This is a genomic window from Quyinboa ferrireducens, assembly GCF_042436675.1.
Lineage (GTDB): Bacteria > Bacteroidota > Bacteroidia > Bacteroidales > UBA5342 > JBHJHP01.
The window spans coordinates 487002-501833 of record NZ_JBHMVA010000002.1; the positions used below are offsets into that span (position 1 = coordinate 487002).

The following is a 14832-nucleotide window of genomic DNA, read 5'->3' on the forward strand; positions in this document are numbered from 1 at the left end:
GCAAAGTTAGTCGAAATAATTAATTTTGCACTTAAATTGTTTTAAAAGAGGATATATGGCAAAAGCTCATTATCATTACGATCCGGAGACCCTTAGTTTTAAGAAGGTTAAAAAGGGTTTCAAGTATCGTTTAAAACAAATTTTAGTCTATTTGGTTCCCAGTTTAGTCTTTGGATCCGTTATTGCCTATCTGCTCTGGTCTTATGCAGATTCTCCACAGTTAAAGTCAGCTAAGCAGGAAAATTCACGTTTGGTCATGCAGATTGATCTGATGAATCAGCAAATGGATCAGTTTTCTGAGATACTTGATGAGGTACAGCAGCGTGATGAGGGAATTTACCGTGTAATTTTTGAGGCAGATCCGATACCTTCGTCTATTCGTAAAGCAGGTTTTGGTGGGGTAAACCGCTATGAGCATCTTGAAAACATGCAGAATGCCGAGCTGGTGATATCAACCAGGAAAAAACTGGATGTATTGACGAAAGAACTTTATATCCAAACCAAATCCTTTGATGAGATTGTTGAACTGGCACGTAACAAAGAAAAAATGTTACATTCCATTCCGGCCATCATGCCCATATCAAACCGTGATTTAAAACGGACAGCTTCAGGTTGGGGATACAGAATTCATCCAATAGAAAAAATACGTAAGTTTCATTACGGCATGGACTTTACATCACCAATCGGAACCGATATTTATGCAACAGGTGACGGCCGCGTGGTGAAGGTGATTAAGTCGAGAAGAGGCTACGGAAACTATATCGTAATTGATCATGGGTTTGGATACCAGACCTTATACGGACATCTAAGCGGCTTTAATGTAAAAGTAGGACAGAAGATTACCCGTGGTCATGTAATTGGCTATGTGGGAAATACGGGTGATTCAACAGGACCTCATTTGCATTACGAAGTGCATTACAAAAACAGGCCGGTCAATCCCAAGGATTTCTATTATCAGGATCTTACGCCTGAGCAGTACGATGAAATGATCAGTATCTCAACTAATACAGGTCAAACATTCGATTAACAGACTGCAGATGCCATACAAGAAGCCGGTCATCGAAAAAATGTTTTATTCCATGCGGGAAACATCCGAAATGTTTGATATCCCGCAATCCACTATTCGTTTTTGGGAAAATGAATTTGATATTCTGAAACCCTATAAGAATACAAAAGGCACACGGTATTTCAGGCCTGAGGATTTAAAGAACCTTCATCTGATCTATTTTTTGCTGAAAGAGCAGGGGATGACCCTGAAAGGAGCCAAAAAGAAACTGGAAGAAAATCCCGAAAAAACCATTAAAACCTTTGAAATTGCAACCCGCCTTTCCAGTGTCAGGGATCAGCTGAAGCAAATTCTGGAAAATCTGGATTAATTAAGTTAGACCCTTACCTTGAATCTTTATTTCGATACGCAACTTTGTTTCTACTCAGCAACCGGATTTTATATCATTAAGGACTATATTAAATCGTAATTCCTAATTAACTTGTGGATATTTTGCTCCCCCTTAGTCCCATGAAGAGGAAGGTCGGCCCGCGGTTGCACCTACAGAAAAGTAGTAACTCTTGAACAGATCAAAATATATTTACGTTGATCTGCGAAATCTGCGGGAATTTTTATATAACAGATATGTATTAACTTACCTAAATGAAAAAAGAAAACTTTAATTCTGTGTTTGTGTAATTCTTAATTCTTCATTATTAATTGACTACACCATTCCGTACAACCATTTTTCAATCTCCTCATGTGCAATACCAAGACGGTTGGCATAGTCTGAAGCCTGATCATCATCAATTTTGGTGATGGCAAAATAGGCAGAATCAGGATGTGCAAATACCAGACAGCTTACAGATGCGTTTGGATACATGGCTCCGTTTTCTGTGAGTTGTATTTCGGCTTTCTCCAATGGAATAAGCTTATCCAAAAGAAAGTTATCAGCCTGGTTCGGCATAGAAGGATAACCGATGGCCGGACGAATTCCCTGATATTTAACCCGCAACATATCTTTAATGCTCAGGTCTTCGTCTTTTGCGAATCCCCAGTAATCACGACGAACTTCCATATGCAGCAGTTCAGCATAAGCTTCTGCCAGACGGTCAGACAATGACTTTAACAACAAAGCGCTGTAATCATCATTTTCTTTCTCATATTTTTCTATCCATGGTTCAATATCCAGTCCGGCTGTTACTGCAAACGCACCAATATAATCACACGTTGGATGCGACACAGGTGCAATATAATCACTCAGACAGTTATAAATACCGGCATCCTTGGTGGCCTGCTGTCTCAGAAACGGAAATCGTAAAAGCACTTCGTTGCGGCTTTCATCTTTCCAGAATATAATATCATCTTTTTCAGAATTTACCGGGAAGAAACCCAGAACAGCTTTTGCACGTACTTTTTTATTTCCGAGCACATCATCCAGCATGGCATTGGCTTCGCGGTAAAGTGTCAGCGCTTCTTTGGCCTTGACACGTTCCAGACCTTCTTTAAAGGTATTCAGCCACGCTGTTTCGTTTTTTTCATCTTCAAAAAGCCGGATACCCTTGTACGATCCGGGTAGTCGCCACGCTTTAAAAAAGAAGGTCCAGTCGATAAAGGTCCTGAGTTTGCTGATATCAAACTCTCCCGGTTCTTTAACACCTAAAAATTCAGGTTTGTAGATGGTATTTTCATTGAACTCAAGTTTTACACCCTTTCTTCTGGCAGATTCTATTGGTTCAAAGCTGGTTGTGTTGCCTTTTGAAAACTTATCACGCAGCAAGCCATATTCCACGTCTAATTTAGACTTGAATTCGTCCTTTGTTTTAGGATTGATGATGGCCGCAGCTACCTGTACACTTTGCGATGCATCTTTTACATGAACCGCAATATGTGAATACTTAGGTGCAATTTTAACCGCTGTATGCACTTTCGAGGTAGTGGCACCACCAACCATCAGCGGAAGTGTCATGCCACGTTTCTCCATTTCTTCGGCAATTTTGGCCATTTCTTCCAGCGAAGGTGTTATCAGACCGCTTAAACCAATCGCGTCCACATTCTCTTCGATAGCTGTATCCAGAATTTTTTCTGCCGGAACCATCACGCCAAGATCGATGACTTCAAAGTTATTGCAGGCCAGGATCACATTTACAATATTTTTTCCAATATCATGTACATCACCTTTTACGGTTGCCATCAGTATTTTTCCTGCAGAGTGCGAGCCACCCTTTTTATCCATCTCTATGTAGGGTTGGAGGATGGCCACGGCCTTTTTCATCACACGGGCTGTTTTTACCACCTGAGGCAGAAACATTTTACCGTCACCGAACAGGTCACCAACTACGTTCATCCCGGCCATTAACGGTTGCTCGATAATGTCGAGGGCAGTAGGATATTTTTCCAGTGCTTCATTAATATCCACATCCAGATAACTGTCAATTCCTTTTACGAGGCAGTGACTCAGGCGTTCTTCCAGCGTACCATTACGCCATTCATCCTTTGCTTTTGCCGGACCCTCACCGCTATCATTGTTTTTGATTTGCTCTGCAGCTTCAATCAAACGTTCTGTGGCATCCGGTCTACGGTTCAAAACCACATCTTCTACCAATACAAGCAGATCTTTGGGAATCTCATCGTAAACCTGTAACATCGACGGATTAACAATTCCCATATCCAGACCTTCCTTAATGGCATAGTACAGAAAAACAGAGTGGATAGCCTCACGAACCACATTATTTCCCCTGAAAGAGAAGGAGAGGTTACTGATTCCGCCACTGATTTTCGCGTGTGGCAGGTTAGCCTTAATCCATTTTACGGTTTTTATAAAGTCCAGTGCATAATTATTGTGTTCCTCAATTCCGGTGGCAATCGCCAGCACATTCGGATCAAAAATGATATCCTGTGGTTGAAATCCGATCTTATCCACTAACAGATTATATGCCCTGGTACAAATTTCTTTTCGGCGTTCAAAACTGTCGGCCTGGCCTTTTTCATCAAACGCCATAACCACTACCGCAGCACCATAACTTTTAATCAGCGAAGCCTGGTTTATGAACTGTTCCTCACCTTCCTTAAGGCTTATGGAATTGACGATGGATTTTCCCTGCAAGCATTTTAAACCTGCTTCAATAACCGGCCACTTGGATGAATCCACCATGACAGGAAGCTTCGAGATGTCCGGTTCAGACATAAGCAGATTTAAGAACTGCACCATTTCTTCTTTGGCCTCCAGCAGGGCATCATCCATATTAATATCCAGGATTTGAGCGCCACCTTCAACCTGATCGCGGGCTACTTCAAGGGCCTCATCGTACAGTTTGTTTTTTATGAGCCGCACAAATTTCTTGGATCCGGCCACATTACAACGTTCCCCGATGTTTACAAAATTGGAATCCGGTCTGATCTCCAAGGGTTCAAGACCGCTTAACCGCATCAAACTGTCCGCTACAGAAGGAATACGCGATTTTGCATTTTTAGCGCGTTTAGCCAGCTCTGCAATGTGCTCGGGACGTGTTCCGCAACAACCACCTATAATATTAACCAGTTCATCATCAAAATACTCCTGTACCAATTCTGCCATAATGCGCGGCGTCTGGTCATAATCGCCCAACTGATTCGGCAGACCTGCATTAGGATGCGCACTGATCAGGCATGGCGCCATATCGCCCAGCTCTTTAATATAAGGTTTAAGCGCTTTAGCTCCGAACGAACAATTCACTCCAACTGAAAACGGTTTGGCATGTGATACAGAAATCCAGAATGCCTTCACCGTCTGACCCGATAAGGTCCTGCCACTCAGATCAGTAATGGTCACTGAGATCATCAACGGAAGTTTAACAGAACGCTCTTTTTCAGCCTGTTCTACTGCAAAAATAGCGGCTTTGGCATTCAGCGTATCAAATATGGTTTCTATCAGGATCAGTTCAGCACCACCATCGATCAGACCTAATGCCTGTTCCTTGTAGATCCTGACCAGATCGTCAAAGGATACAGCCCTGTAAGCCGGATTATTTACATCGGGCGACATGGAAGCTGTTTTGTTGGTAGGGCCGATAGATCCGGCCACATATCTTGGCTGATCCGGAGTTTCAGAGGTCATCTTATCTGCTTCCTCACGTGCCAGTCTGGCGGCTTCACGGTTCATCTCATAGGCCAGATCACTCATGTTATAATCTGCCAGCGAAATCGCATTGGCATTGAAGGTGTTGGTCGAGAGAATATCAGCTCCGGCCAGCAAATAATTACGGTGAATTTCTGAAATTATATCAGGCCGTGTTATGCAGAGCAGATCATTATTTCCCTGAACAGGAGAGGGGTGATCTTTAAATCGTTCGCCTCTGAAATCATCTTCCTGAAGTTTGTAGCGCTGAATGGTTGAACCCATTGCCCCATCTAAAATAAGTACTCTGTTTTTGGCTGTATTATTGATATCCGGCTTTTGTATCATAACTGTAGTTTTGTGCTGCAAAAGTAATAAATTCAAGCGATTCTTGTCTTTATTTAGAATGATTCAAAAAAATATTTTATTTGAAAAACAATTTATATACCCTTTTGTTATGTATGTAGGCCGGACTGCATGGGTTTTGCTGTTTAGGGGTATTTCGTTGTGTTTTTATTTTTTGGTTTTTATCAGTCCGGCCTTTTTTATTGAATTTAAATGAGTGAATTAAATAAACCATTATTACAAACAATTTAACTTTTAAAACAATTATGGCTGTATTAGTAGGAAAAAAAGCTCCAAAATTCTCTGAGCCGGCTGTTGTAAACGGCGGTGAAATAGTAGAAAACTTTTCTCTGGAGCAGTATGTGGGTGATAAATACGTTGTATTTTTCTTTTACCCTGCTGATTTTACGTTTGTGTGTCCAACAGAAATAATCGCGTTTCAGGATGCTATTGCTGAATTTGAAGCTCGTAATGTGGCAGTGGTAGGATGTTCTACCGATTCTGAATTTTCGCACTGGAAATGGTTACAGACTTCGTTAAATGACGGTGGAATCAAAGGTGTAAAATTTCCGTTGGTTGCAGATTCAGCTAAAACAATTGCAGAAAATTATGACGTTCTAGCGGGTGATTATGATGTTAATGAGGAAGGCGAAAGCGTGTTTGTAGGTGAACCAAGAGCATACCGCGGTCTTTTCTTAATCGATAAGGAAGGCGTTGTACGTCATCAGCTTGTAAACGATATGCCACTGGGACGAAGTGTTTCTGAAGCCCTGCGTATGGTAGATGCATTACAGTTTTTCGAAGAAAACGGAGAAGTTTGTCCGGCTGACTGGCACAAGGGCGAACAAGGATTGAAAGCGACTCAGGAAGGCATTGCCGAATTCCTGGGAAAACATAAAAATTAATGTTAATAGTTCTTTTTGGTTATTTTTTAGGGTCACCTTTGGGTGACCTTTTTTGTTTATATAGACATAAGACACAAGATATAAGATTTAAGATGTATATATGTCCCTGATATAGGTTGACCTCTTTGTCGTGAATCAACAAGCTGGTATGAACTTCCCCTCTTCATCTCGTAGTAAATCGAAGAAGAAGAGAGGTTTATGTTTTTGAATTGTAATCTGTTTCACAGGAACTCTCACGTCATGGCCCGCAAATATGGTGTAAACTGTCCTCCTTTTGAAAAAAGGAGGACAAAAATGCAAACACTAGAAAATAAGTATGCACCCTGTAGAGGTGCCATTATTTTAGCCCAGGGCAAATTTGCGAAGCAAATACCACCCTAAATCAATAAAAATGAAGAATGAAGAATTATGAAGTCTTGTGTCTTACATCTTGGTTCTTATGTCTAAAAGATAGGGCCGCATTTAAGAACGAACTCATGAAATACGTACAGAATTAAAACAGATAAACCTTTAAAAACCAGGCGATGTTCAATTTAATAATCCATTTTTAAATCTAAAATCCTCCGTCACGATTTACATCGCGACACTTCCTTTTGAAAAAAGGAGGACAAAAAAACAAAGGTTAATGATTTAATATACCCTGAAAGGGTAACATTATTTTAGCCCAGGGTAAATGAGAGAAGCGAATGCCACCCTAAATCAATTAAAAATGAAGAATTATGAAGTCTTGTGTCTTACATCTTGGTTCTTATGTCTAAAAAGATAGGGCCGCATTTCAGAACGAACTCATGAAATACGTACAGAATTAAAACAGATAAACCTTTAAAAACCAGGCGATGTTCAATTTAATAATCCATTTTAAAATCTAAAATCCTCCGTCACGATTTACATCGCGACACCTCCTTTTTCAAAGGAGGACAAAAATGCAAATATTAGAAAATAAGTATGCATCCTGGAGGGGTGCCATTATTTTAGCCCAGGGTAAATTTGCGAAGCAAATGCAACCCTGGGTTATAGAAATAATGTCAATCAAGGCCGGTATTCTTATCTCCTGTTGAAATTCAAACGAATCGAGGCCGCGTGTCTAAACTATTTCATGAAATAATCATAGCATTGCAAATGCTCTTATTATTACATCCTCATTATTAACAAATATGCAAAGCATAAATTAATAAAATTCAAATCCTCCGTCCTTCGGCCACCTCCTTTTGAAAAAAGGAGGACAAAAATGCAAACATTAGAAAATAAGTATGCACCCTGTAGGGGTACCATTATTTAGCCCTGGGTAAATTTGCGAAGCGAATGCCACCCTAAATCAATTAAAAATGAAGAATGAAGAATTATGAAATCTTGTGTCTTACATCTTGGTTCTTATGTCTAAAAAGATAGGGCCGCATTTCAGAACGAACTCATGAAATACGTACAAAATTAAAACAGACAAAACATTGAAAAACCAATTGATGCTCAATTAAATTATCCATTTTAATCTAAAAGCTTCCGTCACGATTCACATCACGACACCTCCTTGTTCCTATGTTACTGTTTCAAATTTGAGGAATTGTTTCGATGTAACCACCAATCTGATAGTTAGCGAATTGTGAACCTAACCTAAAAATTGTTAATAAAAAGTGTAACCAAATTATAATTGTTCTTTGGTGAGGATGTTTGCATTTGCTATTTTTGTTTGATGCAAAATCTCACTGGATATATTAAGGACCTGCTCCTCATGCACGATTGTGTAATTATTCCGCAATTTGGTGGTTTTGTATCCAGCTATAAACCAGCTTATTTTGATCCGACTTTAAAACGGTTCTTTCCGCCTTCCAAAGAGATTGCATTTAATTCAAAGCTGACGCATAACGATGGTTTGTTGTGTCAGCAAATCATGAAACATGAGCACCGAAGCTTTGCCGAATCTGTGGATATCATCCAGTCATCCGTTCAACATGCAGAATCAAAGCTTGATAACGAAATGGTTTTACTTTCGGGTCTGGGAAAACTGGAACGCAGAGAAGATGGCCTGTTATTGTTCGAGCCTGAAAAGGAGAATCAACTGCTTAAGGCGTCATATGGTCTGGCATCGTTCAGTATGAATGAGCTTTCACAAGAGGAGAGGGGCACGCATCTGAAAGTAGTTAAATCGGGTAAACCTGTTGCCAGACGTCCGGTTTCTCATTTTGCTGCGGCAGTGGCTGCACTGTTCTTAATTTTCTTTTTTCTGTTTCCTGCTAAGGTGAAGGATCCGAACGTGGAAAGAGCGGATTTTACGACGATGTTCGATTCTTTGAATAAGAGCAATCCTGAGATTGCATCTGAAGAAACAATGGCTGATGAAGCGCATATTTCCGGTGCATCAGAAAATATATCAAATGAAACAACTGCTGCACTAAGCCAGAATGAAAATGTTGTTACGGAAGATATTGAGCCATCAGAAGTACAAAATACAACTTCAACGCAGACTGAAGTTCCTGTGAAAGAAAAAATTAAGATGGTTTCTTCTGTGACCTATCACATAATTATAGCCAGTCTGGCAACAAAGGAACAGGCCATGGAATTCGTAAAGCAAAATTGTAAAAAATATTCCCCTGATTACAGCATTATTGAAAGTAACGGAAGATACAGGGTAAGCATCGGAAAATTTACCAGTAAAGAAGATGCGGTTCCTGTGCTTGAAACATTCAGGGAAAAGAATCCTAAATTTAAAGATGCCTGGTTGCTGACCATTAAGGCAACTGTCTGATATTAAATTCCGGATTTATATAATCATCTTATTTACAGCATAATATTTCTCGCAGATGTACGCAGAAAGATGACGCAAATATCCGCTGATAAAAACCTGTTTTATATAAACCCATTATTGGGTAAAAGGGTGGTAGGCTCGCATCCTTATTAATCTTCATACTTGAATGATACTTTCACCTTAGCACGGTAGGTTTCAATTTTACCGTCCTTGATGTGCATATCCAGTTGGGAAACTTCGGCAATACGAAGGTCATGCAGACTCTTTGAAGCTTTGTTGATGGCGGCTTCTGCTGCTTTTTCCCATGATTCTGTACTGGTTCCGACCAGTTCAATGACTTTGTAAACACTTTCTGCCATACTACTATGTTTTTGAGGTTAGAACTAAAATGACTATTAAAGTTACGGCAGTTTGGCTGGGAAGTCAATCAGTTTTACTGATTTATTTATATTAAAAGAATTAGGAATATAATTAGGCTATATCAAATAGAAAAGGTAAAAATATATCTAACGTTAGAAAAAAATTAATTATCTAAATATCATGAAAGTGAATCAGAATAAAAACAAATTATCACTAAAAGAGCTTTGATTAAAATTGTTATGAAAAAATGCTACCAAATTAAATTTGTATTTTCTTTTTAATAAGATATACTTGCGACTTATTTAAAACACTATTATATAAGAATTCGGAATTATTCGCATAAAAATTTAAACTTTTTTCCTTAAGTTCTTTGTTTGGTCTTAAAATCTTAGCTAGATCTATTTTAAAATTGGCGCCATCAAAATAAATTTGGATGTATCGATTTTTAGCTTTACCATTACTTAATAGCAAGTCAATAATGACATTACCTTTATACTTTCTTTTATGTAGAATGGTCGCCAAATCATATAGATAGTTTTCTAAGCTTAAATAACTAGTTGAAAATACCAGTTGTGATTTAAAACTATCAAGATATTCGCTAATATGAAAGAGTCTGTTCATTTAAAATAAACTTTTATAAGAATTCTCCATTAAAATAACAGTTTTTTCAATTAACGCTATGCATTCATCTTTATTTTCCAAAGTTCGTGTACTTTCTATTACTGAATCAACATGAAAAAGTCCATGTCTATTAGTATTATAAAATTTGTATATATCTAATATAACCTTTTCCTTTCCTGCATCATTGATTCGCTCTCTAACGTTACTAGTTAATTCATAACGGCCCAAGTTATTAACTGTAAATAATTCACCAAAGCCATCCTTCCCGATAAGAATTCCAAACTGGATAAGAACTTGTTTTAAAAAACCTTCCAATCCTCGTAAGACAGGAAATACAAAGCTAGAGTAATCAGTTAAGTCAATATCAACTTTTTTTAAAGCTAATGCTGGACTGATAATTGCCTTTAACTTATTAGGAATAAAATTAAATGATGAAGGTAAAAATACCTTCATGTCTCTCAAAGCTTCAGCTGTAGTTATATCTACCTTTATGGTTTTAAGTTGGCTGTCAATTATTTCCTTATAGTCCATAATTTCAGCTAGCATTTCCAAAATATCTGTAAATATTGAATATTGTCTTCCCTGTAAATGACATGCACCATTAGTATAAATCCAAAATACTACTGAATCACCATCTTTTCCTGTTATCTTATATTTCTCACCATGCGGGAATGTTTCGGAATCATTAATTGTCGCAAAGCACTCATCCTTTAGATAATCAAATAATAAAGCTTTTCCGCTAGAAGTGAAATTTATAATTCGCAAACTTTTTGTTTTTCCATCTCCTTTTAAACAGTTTGCCTTTAAAAAACCCGCAATTGATGATGACAGATCTGTATTCTTCCCTGTTGGGGAAAAAGTTGTTCCTCCATTTTTATTAAAATAAACGTTCAAGAATGCAACCTTTCCCTCAACAATTAGCTTGTACTGAAAAAGGTTGTTTGGTTTTTCACTTTTTGTAAAACTTTCAATACCAGGATATTCATTCAAAACTTCATCAATCCGATCTCTATTAACAGAAAGGTTTTTATATTCTGACACCATTTTTGCTTATATTTATGACAATAATCTTTTTCAATGGACAAAGTTAGTACAATATTACAAGAAGTTGAAGACAAATTGAAAGGTATCTTTGATATATTGGAGATCAAAGATATTAATTATGGAAGACAATTTAAGATTGGCATAAAAAACGGTGAATATATTTTTCGAGTTTTTTTTAATAAAAAAGGTGATATTAAATATGATTATTCTCAAATAAAAGATGAAAAAGAAAAGATTAAATTAAAAGCTATTTTAGAACAAACAGGTTTTGACAATGAGTCGAAGAATTTGAATATAGTAGAGGAAACACACTCGAAAATTATAAATTTTAAACCTATAATTGGCACTGATGAATCAGGGAAAGGAGATTATTTTGGGCCGCTAGTTACTGCTGGAGTTTATGTAGATACTCGCACAAAATCAATTCTTGATAGTAGTGGTATAAAGGATAGTAAAAAGATTAGAGATAAAAAAATTATAGAGCTTGCTCTAATAATAAAAAATGTTTGTAGAGGACAGTATGCTGTTATTGAAATAACGCCTAACACATACAACAATTTGTATTTTAAGTTTAAAAGTGAAGGTAAGAATCTGAATACACTTCTAGCATGGAGTCATGCAAAAGCTATTGAAGAAGTTTTAACAAAGGTAAATTGTGATGATGCCGTATCTGATAAATTTGCGGATGAAAGATATATTTTAAGTAAGTTGCAGGAAAAGGGAAGAGGTATTAATTTGGTTCAGGAACATAAAGCGGAGAGTTATACTGCTGTTGCAGCAGCTTCAATACTCGCAAGGGCTAGATTTCTTGAAAGAATGAAAAAAATGTCAATCGAATACGATATTGAATTTGGAAAGGGAGCTTCAGAAAGAATAGTTGAGCAAGCTAAAGATTTTATTAAAAAATATGGGAAGGAGAAATTAGCAAGTGTGGCGAAATTACATTTCAAAACTACAAACCAATTATAGCCTAATGAGTATTTATCAAGAAAATAGTAGCAACGCAAATGAATTCCGTAAGGCTGGTAAATATGATGAAGCTATACAAATTTATGAAGCAATTCGTAATGATAAAATGGACAAATATATCGCTTCAGGACTTTTACATTGTTACCGAAAAAAAAGATATTTTGATAAAGCTTTCAATTTAATTGATGAAACATTAGAACAATTCCGTGATTTTAGCTGGTTTAAAAATGAATGTGCTTGGACCATAATATCTGGTGAACTAAATAAGTTTTCAGAAACTCCAAGCACTCAATATATTACTGAAATAGCCTTAAAGATTTTAAATCTAGTACCTGATCAAATGGCATATAAGAAGGCAATATTTAAAGTAGCAAAGGTTGCTAAGGAAAATGAGGATTGGGAAATACTTGATGAATGGCTGCACAAAATTGAACCAGATCAACTTAAAATTAAAGAGGAAGGGAAAGATTGGTCAGAGAGTGAAATATGGCATTATTATCGGGCTGTTTATTTAATTAAAACAGAAAGGTTTGAAGAAGGAATACTCTTTATAAATCAGGTTAAGGATAGTTTCGAAAGCAAAGCTAAATTTTTTGATAGATTGGTTGCAAAAGCCTGTGTTGCTACTAATGATTTGGAAGGTAGTGAGGAGATTTACGAAAAGCTAACAAAAAGTAATAAAGTCGATTGGTGGATACTCCATGAATATGCAAAAGTTTTGCTTGACTCAAACAAGATAAAAGAAGCACTTAATTTAATGTACCGAGCAAGTATTTCTCCTGGACCAATGAAGAATAAAGTTAGCCTATTTTATGACCTTGCTAATTTATTGATAATCCATGACCAGCCTCAAATCGCTCTTATTCATTATCAACTTGTTCATACTATACGTGAACAAGAAGGATGGTTCATTTCAACACAATTAAAAGAAAATATACAGAAATTAGTTGAATCTTATCCTCAGGACATATTAGTTAAAAGTACCAGAGATATTCTAAAACAATGTAAACAAATTTGGAATGATGAATTGGGGATTAAAATGGATTCAAAAAAACAAACTAAAACAAAAAATCTAAAAGGAAAAGTCAATCTTGCTGATCCGAACAAGCCATTTTGCTTTATTGAGACCAAAGATCACAATTCCTTCTTTTGTAGTAAAGATGATTTGCCACAACGTACTAAAAATAATCAAATAGTAACATTTGATTTAAAGCAATCCTTTGATAAAAAGAAAAATAAGAAATCCTATAAAGCAGTTAATATTAGATAATCCTTTTTGCGGAGAATATTTTGTATATTTACCGCAAAATTAAGGCGAATAATGATTTATATTCATCAAAAACCGCAATGGCCGGATTTTAAGTGGGATAATGATGCATTATTACCCGCATTAAGTCAGGTAAGAAGTTTACAGGGAAAATTGCTGGGTAAAATGGAACTGGTTGGCTTTCAGTTGCGCGATCAGGCCATGTTAAAGACCTTAACGGCAGATGTGGTTACTTCCAGCGAAATAGAAGGGGAGACGCTTGATTCAGAGCAGGTAAGATCGTCCATTGCCCGTAAGCTGGGGATGGATATAGCAGGCCTGGTACCATCGGACCGTGATGTGGATGGTGTGGTTGAAATGATGCTGGATGCCACACAACATTATGATACTGCGTTAACCGATGAACGTTTGTTTGGCTGGCATGCTGCACTTTTTCCAACCGGCAGAAGCGGAATGCAAAAAATTACGGTAGGAAGCTGGCGCAAAGGCGAAACCGGCCCGATGCAGGTTGTCTCCGGTCCGTTAGGAAAGGAAAGAGTGCATTTTGAAGCGCCTGAATCAGCCCTGGTGCCAAAGGAAATGCAACAGTTTCTACTTTGGTTTAATGAGAAAAATTCTGTAGAGCCGGTGCTTAAATCCGGGATAGCACATTTGTGGTTCGTAACCATTCATCCCTTTGATGATGGTAATGGCAGGATAGCCCGGGCTATAGCCGATATGCAGTTATCTAGGGCTGATGAGACCAATCTGCGCTTTTACAGTGTCTCCAAACAAATAGAGCAAAACCGTAAAAGTTATTACGAAATCCTGGAGTTAACGCAGAAAGGATCGCTGGATATCACCATATGGTTACAGTGGTATTTGCGAATACTGCAGGATGCCCTGAACGACACAGGCGAAATGCTTGAAAATGTGATGTTTAAAGCCAGATTCTGGGAGAAACATGCAGCCACATCTTTTAATAAGCGTCAATATATTATGTTAAATAAGATATTGGATAATTTTTATGGTAAGCTGACAACGGGCAAGTGGGCTAAAATAGCCAAATGTTCACCGGATACGGCACTCAGGGATATACAGGATTTAATGGATAAAGGGATTCTGGAAAAGGAACCAGGTGGTGGCCGCAGCACCAGTTATACTATTAAATCCTCATCATGAAACTTTCGTTGAAAAAGAGCCAACAAATAAAATTTGGAATTATTCTGATATTACTGTCAGGTGTTGCTTTTGCAATTATGTTACTGATTCCGTTTTTGGATCTGGAAAATAAAACCAAGGTTATCGGATCAACAACTGCATTGATTACCATGGAAGTTTTATTTTATGCCGGAGGATTTTTAGTGGGAAAAGAATTGTTTAAAAAATACAGGGACAAACTGAATCCCGTAAACTGGTTTAAGCGCAAGGCAAAATAATTATCTGTGGCTAAAGGCTCTGAGAATTCAATATTTGAAATAATCCGGGTATTTATACAGGAATATTTAAATCTGAGGGATT

Annotated in this window: 12 protein-coding genes; 8 read left to right on the forward strand and 4 right to left on the reverse strand. The window is 37.5% G+C overall.

Features of this window, described 5'->3' with window-relative positions:
• Window positions 1-55 precede the first annotated feature (55 nt).
• Window positions 56-1027 (forward strand): M23 family metallopeptidase, encoded by a 972-nt coding sequence (locus tag ACE01N_RS05545; protein WP_375726759.1) that lies wholly within the window; start codon window positions 56-58, stop codon window positions 1025-1027.
• A 10-nt stretch (window positions 1028-1037) separates the two neighbouring features.
• Window positions 1038-1376, forward strand: coding sequence for a MerR family transcriptional regulator (locus ACE01N_RS05550; RefSeq protein WP_375726760.1), 339 nt, complete (start codon window positions 1038-1040; stop codon window positions 1374-1376).
• A 333-nt stretch (window positions 1377-1709) separates the two neighbouring features.
• On the opposite strand, the gene metH is transcribed toward ACE01N_RS05550, so the two are convergent.
• Complete coding sequence (gene metH, locus ACE01N_RS05555) at window positions 1710-5429, reverse strand: methionine synthase (protein WP_380585641.1); 3720 nt, start codon at window positions 5427-5429, stop codon at window positions 1710-1712.
• 263 nt (window positions 5430-5692) lie between these two features.
• Here metH and ACE01N_RS05560 point away from each other — a divergent pair, with 263 nt between their 5' ends.
• Window positions 5693-6331, forward strand: a complete 639-nt coding sequence (locus ACE01N_RS05560; protein WP_380585643.1) for a peroxiredoxin — start codon at window positions 5693-5695, stop codon at window positions 6329-6331.
• Between the two features lie 1687 nt (window positions 6332-8018).
• Window positions 8019-9071, forward strand: a complete 1053-nt coding sequence (locus ACE01N_RS05565) for an HU domain-containing protein (protein ID WP_380585645.1) — start codon at window positions 8019-8021, stop codon at window positions 9069-9071.
• A gap of 149 nt (window positions 9072-9220) precedes the next feature.
• Here the strand turns inward: ACE01N_RS05565 and ACE01N_RS05570 are convergent, their stop codons facing one another.
• The 3 genes from ACE01N_RS05570 to ACE01N_RS05580 all read right to left on the reverse strand — a co-directional run bounded on the left by ACE01N_RS05570 (window position 9221) and on the right by ACE01N_RS05580 (window position 11096).
• A complete protein-coding gene (locus ACE01N_RS05570; protein WP_380585647.1) occupies window positions 9221-9430 on the reverse strand; it encodes a dodecin family protein in 210 nt (69 codons plus the stop codon).
• Between the two features lie 259 nt (window positions 9431-9689).
• A complete protein-coding gene (locus tag ACE01N_RS05575) occupies window positions 9690-10052 on the reverse strand; it encodes a type II toxin-antitoxin system RnlB family antitoxin (RefSeq protein WP_380585649.1) in 363 nt (120 codons plus the stop codon).
• Window positions 10053-11096, reverse strand: a complete 1044-nt coding sequence (locus tag ACE01N_RS05580; RefSeq protein WP_380585651.1) for a type II toxin-antitoxin system RnlA family toxin — start codon at window positions 11094-11096, stop codon at window positions 10053-10055.
• 33 nt (window positions 11097-11129) lie between these two features.
• On the opposite strand from ACE01N_RS05580, the gene rnhC reads away from it, so the two are divergent.
• Genes rnhC through ACE01N_RS05600 form a run of 4 tightly spaced genes read left to right on the forward strand, consistent with a single transcriptional unit; the run spans window position 11130 to window position 14750 of the window.
• The gene (gene rnhC, locus ACE01N_RS05585; protein WP_380585653.1) at window positions 11130-12065 is read left to right on the forward strand and encodes a ribonuclease HIII; all 936 of its coding nucleotides are present in this window, start codon (window positions 11130-11132) and stop codon (window positions 12063-12065) included.
• A 4-nt stretch (window positions 12066-12069) separates the two neighbouring features.
• Window positions 12070-13335, forward strand: a complete 1266-nt coding sequence (locus tag ACE01N_RS05590; RefSeq protein WP_380585655.1) for a DUF7017 domain-containing protein — start codon at window positions 12070-12072, stop codon at window positions 13333-13335.
• Between the two features lie 51 nt (window positions 13336-13386).
• Complete coding sequence (locus tag ACE01N_RS05595) at window positions 13387-14493, forward strand: Fic family protein (protein ID WP_380585657.1); 1107 nt, start codon at window positions 13387-13389, stop codon at window positions 14491-14493.
• Entirely contained in the window at window positions 14490-14750 is a 261-nt protein-coding gene (locus ACE01N_RS05600) for a transporter suffix domain-containing protein (RefSeq protein WP_380585659.1), read from the forward strand. Before ACE01N_RS05595 ends, ACE01N_RS05600 begins: the two co-directional genes overlap by 4 nt.
• Window positions 14751-14832 lie beyond the last annotated feature (82 nt).

Bases quoted from the DNA above. Each gene is read 5' to 3' on its own strand.
- ACE01N_RS05600 (WP_380585659.1), top strand. From the start codon at position 14,490: ATGAAACTTTCGTTGAAAAAGAGCCAACAAATAAAATTTGGAATTATT.
- metH (WP_380585641.1), bottom strand. From the start codon at position 5,429: ATGATACAAAAGCCGGATATCAATAATACAGCCAAAAACAGAGTACTT.
- ACE01N_RS05550 (WP_375726760.1), top strand. From the start codon at position 1,038: ATGCCATACAAGAAGCCGGTCATCGAAAAAATGTTTTATTCCATGCGG.
- ACE01N_RS05590 (WP_380585655.1), top strand. From the start codon at position 12,070: ATGAGTATTTATCAAGAAAATAGTAGCAACGCAAATGAATTCCGTAAG.
- ACE01N_RS05560 (WP_380585643.1), top strand. From the start codon at position 5,693: ATGGCTGTATTAGTAGGAAAAAAAGCTCCAAAATTCTCTGAGCCGGCT.
- ACE01N_RS05545 (WP_375726759.1), top strand. From the start codon at position 56: ATGGCAAAAGCTCATTATCATTACGATCCGGAGACCCTTAGTTTTAAG.
- ACE01N_RS05575 (WP_380585649.1), bottom strand. From the start codon at position 10,052: ATGAACAGACTCTTTCATATTAGCGAATATCTTGATAGTTTTAAATCA.
- ACE01N_RS05565 (WP_380585645.1), top strand. From the start codon at position 8,019: ATGCAAAATCTCACTGGATATATTAAGGACCTGCTCCTCATGCACGAT.
- ACE01N_RS05580 (WP_380585651.1), bottom strand. From the start codon at position 11,096: ATGGTGTCAGAATATAAAAACCTTTCTGTTAATAGAGATCGGATTGAT.
- ACE01N_RS05570 (WP_380585647.1), bottom strand. From the start codon at position 9,430: ATGGCAGAAAGTGTTTACAAAGTCATTGAACTGGTCGGAACCAGTACA.
- rnhC (WP_380585653.1), top strand. From the start codon at position 11,130: ATGGACAAAGTTAGTACAATATTACAAGAAGTTGAAGACAAATTGAAA.
- ACE01N_RS05595 (WP_380585657.1), top strand. From the start codon at position 13,387: ATGATTTATATTCATCAAAAACCGCAATGGCCGGATTTTAAGTGGGAT.